Source organism: Streptomyces sp. NPDC002835, assembly GCF_053591995.1.
On record NZ_JBSFUW010000088.1, the window covers coordinates 1 to 7396 of the forward strand.

A 7396-nucleotide genomic window follows, 5' to 3' on the forward strand; every position below is an offset into this window, starting at 1 on the left:
CCCCGGGCAAACGTGCAAGACGCGGACCATGGCCGGCCCGGCGCCGCGACGCACCGCACTCCGGGGCCGATACCGGCCCCGGAGCGGGACTTTCCAGTTCACTTGGAGTGGAAATCCTTCAGGGCCTCTTGGACCAGTTGCTGCCCCTCTCCCACACCGACCAGCGCCCTGCCGAGCACGTCTGGCACCGCTCCGTACGCGCCGCCCCCGAGGGCCGCCCGCCCCCAGGGGTACCGGGCCGGCAGCGCGGCGACCGGTCCACCGCCACGACCGGGTCTGTCAAACGAGCGATTGACAGACCCCTCCTACGATGCGCGCGTCAGTCGGCCGGAGTCCTGGCGGGCTTGCGATCGGCCGGGCGGCGGCCTTTGGGCTGTTGCGGTTCGGGCAGTACCGGCGCAGTCGGTACTGCTCGCTCCACCGGCTGGCCTGCGAAGACGGTGAATGGTTCGCCGTGGTGCAGGATCCGCAGCGGATTCCCTCTCTCCATGGTGTAGCAGGCCGACTGGCGGCGGATGTCCACCCGCAGCCTGCGCCCCTGCACGAGCACCGTGAACCGCAGACCGGTCAGCCGCTCCGGCAGCCGTGGCGCGAACTCCAGCGTGCCGTGCGTGCCCTCATTGCCCTCGTGCCGGCGCATGCCGCCGAGTCCTATCACCAGCGCCATCCACGTGCCGGCGAGTGAAGCGATGTGCAGTCCGTCGCGGGTGTTGTGCTCCAGGTTCTCCAGGTCCATCAGGGCCGCTTCGCTCAGGTAGGAGTAAGCGAGCCGCATGTGCCCGGTCTCCGCGGCCATCACGGCCTGGCAGCAGGCCGAGAGTGAGGAGTCCCGCACGGTCAGCGCCTCGTAGTAGGCGAAGTTGCGTGCCTTCTGGGCAGGCGTGAAGTCCTCCCCGCAGGTCACCATGGCGAAGACCAGGTCGGCCTGCTTGACCACCTGTTTGCGGTAGAGGTCGAAGTAGGGGAAGTGGAGCAGCAGCGGGTACTGCTCGGGGGAGGTGTTCGCGAAGTCCCAGTGCTGGTAGCCGGTGAATCCGGCCGACTGCTCGTGCACGCCGAGTACCTCGTTGTACGGCATGGCGATCCGGGCGGCGGCGTCCCGCCAGGCGGCGGTCTCCTCGTCGTCGACGCCCAGTTCCTCGGCCCGGTCGGCGTGGCGTGCGGCCGTGTCCGCGGCGGCCAGCAGGTTCCGCCGTGCCATCAGGTTGGTGTAGACGTTGTCCCGCGCGATGGCGCTGTACTCGTCGGGACCCGTGACCCCGTCGATGTGGAAGACGCCTTCCGGGTCGTGGTGGCCGAGCGAGTGCCAGAGCCGCGCGGTCTCCACCAGCAGTTCCAGTCCGGGTCCTCGCTCGAACGTCTCGTCGTCGGTCGCCACCACGTACCGGGCCACGGCGACGGCGATGTCCGCGTTGACGTGGAAGGCGGCCGTGCCGGCGGGCCAATAGGCCGAGCACTCGGCGCCGTTGATGGTCCGCCAGGGGAACGCCGCTCCTGCAAGCCCCAACTGCCGGGCGCGCTCCCGCGCCGCGGGCAGGGTGGAGTGCCGCCAGCGGAGCACCGGGGCGACCGTCTGCGGGGCGGTGTAGGTGAGCATGGGCAGCACGAAGGACTCCACGTCCCAGAACGAGTGCCCGTCGTATCCCGTCCCGGTGAGGCCCTTGGCGGGGATCGCGCGCTCCTCGCCGCGGGCGGCCGCTTGGAGCACGTGGAACAGCGCGAAGCGCACGGCCTGTTGGATCTGGGCGTCGCCGTCCACCTCGACGTCCGCGCAGGACCAGAAGTGGTCCAGGAAGGCCCGCTGCTCGGCGAGCAGCCCCTCCCAGCCCGTGCTGCGGGCGGTGGCGACCGCCGCGTCGACCTGGTCGTGCACGGCCGGAAGCGAGCGCTGGCCGGACCAGCCGTACCCGACGAACTTGACCAGCCGCAGCCGCTCTCCGGGCTGGAGCGTGCAGGTGACCGTGAGCCTGCTGACGTCCGGCTCGCTCTCGGCGGACCAGGACGTGCCGGCCGGGCCGTCGACCAGGTGGTCCGCGGCGGCGCCCACTCGCAGTCCGCTGCTCTTGGTGCGGTGCACGAGGCGCAGCCGGGTGTCCTGGGCGAAGTGCTCTTCGGCCTCCAGCGGTGAGTCGACGGCCGCGGCGACCCTGGGGTCGCCGGTGTCGTGAGGCAGCTGCTCGTTCGCGACGAGCTCGGACTGGACCGCCACCGAGACGGTCCCGTCCAGCGGCTCCACCTCGTAGGCGATCGCGGCGATGGCGCGCTGGGTGAAGGACACCAGTCGCTCGGAGGTGATGCGGACGGACCGGCCGGCCGGCGAGGTCCATTCCGCGGTGCGCCGCAGGATGCCGGAGCGGAAGTCCAGTACCCGCTCGTGGGCGGTGAGGTCGCCATAACGCAGGTCGCAGGGATGGTCGTCCACCAGCAGCCTGACGATCTTCCCGTCCGTGACGTTGATCATGGTCTGGCCGGACTCCGGATAGCCGTACCCGGCCTCGGCGTACGGGAGCGGATGGAGTTCGTGGACCCCGTTGAGATAGGCGCCGGGCAGTCCGTGGGGCTCGCCCTCGTCGAGGTTGCCGCGCCAGCCGATGTGGCCGTTGGCGAGGGCGAAGACGGACTCGCTTTGGGAAAGGACGTCGAGGTCGAGCCCGGTCTCGCGCAGGCACCACGGCTCGACCGTGTAACCGGAGTGGCTGATCACCGTGACTCCATCAGTTCGGCGAGGTCGTCCACCACGACGTCCGCCCCGTGCCGCCGCAGCTCGGCGGCCTGACCGGTGCGGTCGACGCCCACGACGAGGCCGAACCGCCCGGCCCGGCCCGCCTCCACGCCGGCGAGGGCGTCCTCGAACACGGCCGCGGCTCCCGGGGCGACGCCGAGGGCGCGGGCGGCAGCCAGATAGGTGTCGGGAGCGGGCTTGCCGTGGAGGCCCTGCTCGTGTGCGACGACTCCGTCGATGCGCTCGTCGAACAGGTCCTCGATACCGGCGGCGGCGAGCACATCCCGGCAGTTGGCGCTGGACGAGACGACCGCGGTGCGCAGGCCGGCGCCGCGGACGGCGTGCACATAGGCCACGGATCCCTCGTACGCATCCACGCCGTCCTCGCGGATTCTGCGAAGTACCAGCTCGTTCTTGCGGGTGCCCAGGCCGTTGACCGTCTCCCGGTCCGGCGGGTCGCCGGGCGCGCCCTTGGGCAGCTCGATGCCTCGGGAGGCTAGGAAGGTACGGACGCCGTCCTCGCGTGGCCGGCCGTCTACGTACTCGTCGTAGTCGCGCACGGCGTCGAACGGCACGAACGCCGCTCCCTCGCGGTCGACCCGCTGCCGCAGGAAGTCGTCGAACATCTCCTTCCAGGCGGCCGCGTGGACCTTCGCGGTGCGGGTGAGGACGCCGTCGAGGTCGAAAAGACAGGTGCGCACGTGATCGGGAAGCCCCAGCATATCGTCGAGGCTAGGAGGCGACGGCGGCCGCCGGGGGCCGCAGCCGAGTCGCGCCGCAACGCAGGTACCCCGTACGGATGACGCGCCGGGTGCCATCCGGACCAGCCCGCCTCCGCCGGAAGCTCCCCGCGTCCGCCGTACCGGTGGCGGGCGGGGGGTTCCCGGTGGAGGCGGGCGGGCCGGGGGCCGGGGCCCGTCCCGGGTGACACGGGGCGGGTCACCGACGGCCCGGCAGACTCCAGTGGTGCGGCGCGATGAGCCGGTTGATGCTCTCGGGCCCCCAGGATCCGGGCGCATAGGGTTCGGCCGGCGGCGGGTTCTCCAGCAGCGGGGCGGACACCTCCCAGAGCCGTTCGATCCCGTCGGATCGGGTGAACAGGGACTGGTCGCCGAGCATCGCGTCCAGGATGAGGCGCTCGTATCCCTCGAGCGCGTGTTTCATGTCGAAGGACTCGGCGTAGCTGAAGACCATCTCGGCGTCGCTCAGCCGCATGGCCGGCCCGGGGGCCTTCACCAGGAAGCGGGCGGCGATCCGGCCGGGGTCGTCGAAGTCGATCACCAGCTCGTTGTTGCGTGTGCCGTGGCCGCGGGCGGCGAGCGGAAACATCCGCAGGGCGGGCTCGCGGAAGCCGAGCGTCACGACGTGCCGCGCCTCGCCGAGCGACTTGCCGGAGCGCAGGTAGAACGGCACGCCCGCCCAACGCCAGTTGTCGACTTCGACGCGCAGCGCGACGAAGGTCTCGGTGTCCGACCGGGGGTCGACGCCGGGCTCGTCGCGGTAGCCCGCGTACTGGCCGCGCACCACCTGTGCCGGGTCCAGCGGCCGCATGGACTGGAAGACCTTCTCCTTCTCGTCCCGCAGAGGCTTGGCCGCGAGGGTGGTGGGCGGTTCCATCGCCACGAAGCCGAGCAGCTGGAACAGATGGGTGACGATCATGTCCCGGAAGGTGCCGGTCCCCTCGAAGAACTGGGCGCGGCCCTCGATGCCGATCTTCTCCGGCACGTCGATCTGCACATGGCCGATGTGGCCGCGGTTCCACACCGGCTCCAGCAGGCCATTGGCGAACCTCAGCGCCAGGATGTTGTCGACCGACTCCTTGCCGAGGAAGTGGTCGATGCGGAAGACCCGCGACTCGTCGAAGACGGAGTGGATCGTCGCGTTGAGGGCCTGCGCCGAGGGCAGGTCCGTACCGAACGGCTTCTCGACGATGATCCGTGCGCCGTCGGCGAGGCCCGTCGCGCCGAGCATCTCGACGACGGAGGCGAAGGCCTTCGGCGGCACGGCGAGGTGGAACAGCCGGCGGGGGCTGCCGCCGACGGCCTGCCCGGCGTCACGAACGGCCTCCAGCGGCCCGCATTCCTGCCTGCCCTGCAGGTGACACGCCGGCTGACCACATTCCCCGAGACCAACCTGCGTACCTACGTGCGCGGCCCGGACGGCAGGGACGGACTGTGGTTCCTGTCCGTCGAGGCGGCCAGCGCCGCCATGAGCCTGATCATTCGGGCGGGTACGGGCGCCCCGTACCACCGGGGGGACCTCAGCGTCACCGAGCACGGTGCGATGCTGGCCTACGCCGGGCGTCGGCGCGGTGGTGAGCCCGCGTACCTTCTGCGGATCCGCCCCGGCGCGCTAGCCCGACGGTCAGCCGCCCTGTCAGGACAAACCCGGCCCCGGCGACGTCAGGAACCCCACAACGTCAGGAGGCGATGAACTGTTCTACGCCCGTGCGGACGTCGTCGGCGTTCATTACTGGGAACATCGTGATCTTCGCGTTGAGCTCGATGAAGAGCGGCTCGCAGACGGCCGGCAACTGAGAAGGGTGCTCCAGGTCGAGGACGAAGAATGCGGTGCGCATGCCGTCCAGAGCCCCGAAGTACGCGGCTTCCGGCTTCACCCGCTCCAGGAAGGACCCGAGAACCTCGTCCATCCGGTTGGCCTTGATGACCGCGCTGGCCTTCTCCGTGTCCATCTGGCACATCAGCATCGTGCGCATGAGCCGCCTCTTCCTGGTCGAAGTCACCCCCGTCCTGACCCAGTGTTCGCGGGCGGCGGCGGGCTGCGCATCCAGGCGGGCCCATCGGAGTGGCGGCTCAGGCAACGCCGCCCCGTACGCTCAAAAGCCCGCCCCCGCCCCGGCCAGGCCGTGGTACGTCGGGTCCAGCAGTTGGATCGTATTGCCGCGGACAATGCGATCGGTGACGTCCGGCGCCAGGTGGCCATCTGAGGCTTGCCGACCGCGCGGGACTTCGCCCAGCGCATGAAGGCGCTTGATGCCGAAGAAGGCGGGAAAGCTTGGCCGGGCAGGACGGGCTCATCTCTGTGTGCCGGTTCGGACCTCTCACCCATACGCACGCCGAAGATTCCGATTCGCGCATGAGTGGGCAGGTCGCGTGACAAACATGAAGGCCGACCAGCCCTCAAAGATCAGTGTGGAGGGCCGGTCACGCAATCCCTCATGTCGCTTCCACCAGGAGACCTGGAGACCCTATGCGACGCGTCTTCGCGACCGCACTCATGACGCTGGCAGCGACTGTCGGCGGCATGTCGACTGCCTCAGCCCAAAGCCCCCACTTCATCGGCGATGTCACTTGCACGAAGTCCCTCACCACGGGCCTGCGCTGCAGCGGCAAGGCGGCCGGCCTCGGCAACAGCGCCACCGACGCCTTCCTCACGGCATCCTCCGTCGAGGCCGAATACGTGTGCTCCAACAGGGGCGGCAACATTGCTCCCGGTCAGGGCGTCGAGTTCCAGAACGTGACGGGGCCGGTCACAACCATTCAGCCCCGCAACGGTCAGATCACCTTCCGCAACGTGACCATCCCCGTGCCGGAGACCCCCTCGCCGCAGGAGGTGTGCCCCAACCCGAACTGGAACGTGACGCTGCTCCATCTCACTTTCAACGACGTCGTCCTGCACATCCAGCGGAATGGCCAGGACATTCTGACCAGGGACCTCGGCGACATCGACCCGTGATCCCCTTGGCCGTCGACGGGGCTGGAGGCCTTCCTGCCGGGAAGTGCCTCCGGTCCGCCGCAGTGACCTTCGTGACGATTTGATCAAGGCACGCATGAGGGCTGGCATCTGCTGTGTATACCCAACCCTCGATACCGTAGAGGTACTCGATCGGCGTGAGTTCGCCGTTCGTCATTCCGGCCATTCGCTGAGGGTGCCGGGGGCCTGGGCGTTGAACCGCTCCTCGAAATCGGGGTGGTCCTCGAAGCGGACTGCAACGTAGGCAAGCGCGTGGCGCAGACCGTCGACCACGCCAGGGGCGTAGTCCGGTCCTGCGTCCCGCACGTGCGGCATGATCTTGATGTATGCCTCGACGAGGCTTTCGACGCCGGCGCAGATCCTCTGCGGGGTCCCGATCATGCCTTGCGTTTCGCGGAGCTTGGCCGGGACAAAGACTGCCAGTCTCGCGTTGACGTCGTGCTCACTGTTCTGCACGTTGTGCCATTCGGTCACGAGCGCGCCGCCTTGGCCTCTGCCGCCCTGCGGTACCCGACCAAGAGCATGGCCAAGCCATTGTGAACTTTCCCCGTGATGCTGGACACTCGTTGCTTACGCTGCGAGGGGCGTGTTCTTGCTCGTGTCGCTGTCGGATCTCCAGCGGGGTGAGGTACCCCCAGGCCGGATGCTTCCGCAGCCGCTTGCGGTTGTAGAAGGTCTCGATGAAGGCGAAGATCTCCGCGCGGGCAGTGGGCCGGTCGGGCCAGCGGCGGGTGCCGATTTCCTCTTTGAGCAGTGCGAAGAAGCTCTCGGCGGCGGCATTGTCGTAGCACGAGCCGGTTCGGCCCATGCTCTGCCGCAGCCCGAACCTACTTATTTCCCGGCGGAGTTCGTCAGACGTGTACTCACCAGATTCAACCGGTCGTTGCAACACCGGCCTGTTGCAACAGTAGCTGCTCGTTGAACACCTCGGCCGGTGTCCTCCAGCCGAGCGTCTTGCGG

The 7396-nt window shown here is 69.2% G+C and carries 7 protein-coding genes and 2 pseudogenes; 2 read left to right on the forward strand and 7 right to left on the reverse strand.

What is annotated here, in order from left to right; all coding sequences use genetic code 11:
• Positions 1 to 319: 319 nt before the first annotated feature.
• The 3 genes from ACWD01_RS36690 to zwf form a co-directional block, all read right to left on the reverse strand.
• Positions 320 to 2704 (reverse strand): glycoside hydrolase family 65 protein, encoded by a 2385-nt coding sequence (locus ACWD01_RS36690; RefSeq protein ID WP_451168228.1) that lies wholly within the window; start codon positions 2702 to 2704, stop codon positions 320 to 322.
• On the reverse strand, positions 2701 to 3444 hold the full coding sequence (locus ACWD01_RS36695; protein ID WP_451168230.1) for an HAD family hydrolase: 744 nt from the start codon (positions 3442 to 3444) through the stop codon (positions 2701 to 2703). Before ACWD01_RS36695 ends, ACWD01_RS36690 begins: the two co-directional genes overlap by 4 nt.
• Positions 3445 to 3661: 217 nt before the next feature.
• Positions 3662 to 4999: a glucose-6-phosphate dehydrogenase gene (zwf, locus tag ACWD01_RS36700; protein WP_451168232.1), complete on the reverse strand. Its 1338-nt coding sequence runs from the start codon at positions 4997 to 4999 to the stop codon at positions 3662 to 3664.
• On the opposite strand from zwf, the pseudogene ACWD01_RS36705 reads away from it, so the two are divergent.
• Positions 4886 to 5155: pseudogene (locus tag ACWD01_RS36705) on the forward strand (DUF2071 domain-containing protein); the annotation flags it as partial. The gene zwf and the pseudogene ACWD01_RS36705 overlap by 114 nt on opposite strands.
• On the opposite strand, the gene ACWD01_RS36710 reads toward ACWD01_RS36705, so the two are convergent.
• Together ACWD01_RS36710 and ACWD01_RS36715 are read right to left on the reverse strand one after the other, a co-directional pair.
• Positions 5142 to 5438 carry a hypothetical protein gene (locus ACWD01_RS36710; protein WP_451168234.1) on the reverse strand — a complete coding sequence of 99 codons (297 nt, stop codon included), beginning with the start codon at positions 5436 to 5438 and terminating at the stop codon, positions 5142 to 5144. The pseudogene ACWD01_RS36705 and the gene ACWD01_RS36710 overlap by 14 nt on opposite strands.
• 120 nt (positions 5439 to 5558) lie before the next feature.
• Positions 5559 to 5698 (reverse strand): annotated as a pseudogene (locus ACWD01_RS36715) (amidohydrolase family protein); the annotation flags it as partial.
• A 234-nt stretch (positions 5699 to 5932) separates the two neighbouring features.
• On the opposite strand from ACWD01_RS36715, the gene ACWD01_RS36720 reads away from it, so the two are divergent.
• Positions 5933 to 6418, forward strand: a complete 486-nt coding sequence (locus ACWD01_RS36720) for a hypothetical protein (protein WP_451168236.1) — start codon at positions 5933 to 5935, stop codon at positions 6416 to 6418.
• A 171-nt stretch (positions 6419 to 6589) separates the two neighbouring features.
• On the opposite strand, the gene ACWD01_RS36725 is transcribed toward ACWD01_RS36720, so the two are convergent.
• Complete coding sequence (locus tag ACWD01_RS36725) at positions 6590 to 6910, reverse strand: hypothetical protein (protein WP_451168238.1); 321 nt, start codon at positions 6908 to 6910, stop codon at positions 6590 to 6592.
• Entirely contained in the window at positions 6879 to 7328 is a 450-nt protein-coding gene (locus ACWD01_RS36730; RefSeq protein ID WP_451168240.1) for an integrase core domain-containing protein, read from the reverse strand. The genes ACWD01_RS36725 and ACWD01_RS36730 overlap by 32 nt, the downstream gene beginning before the upstream one ends.
• Between the last annotated feature and the right edge of the window lie 68 nt (positions 7329 to 7396).

Excerpts from the sequence above, each read along its gene's own strand:
- ACWD01_RS36695 (WP_451168230.1), bottom strand. The coding sequence starts at position 3,444 with ATGCTGGGGCTTCCCGATCACGTGCGCACCTGTCTTTTCGACCTCGAC.
- ACWD01_RS36710 (WP_451168234.1), bottom strand. The coding sequence starts at position 5,438 with ATGCGCACGATGCTGATGTGCCAGATGGACACGGAGAAGGCCAGCGCG.
- ACWD01_RS36720 (WP_451168236.1), top strand. The coding sequence starts at position 5,933 with ATGCGACGCGTCTTCGCGACCGCACTCATGACGCTGGCAGCGACTGTC.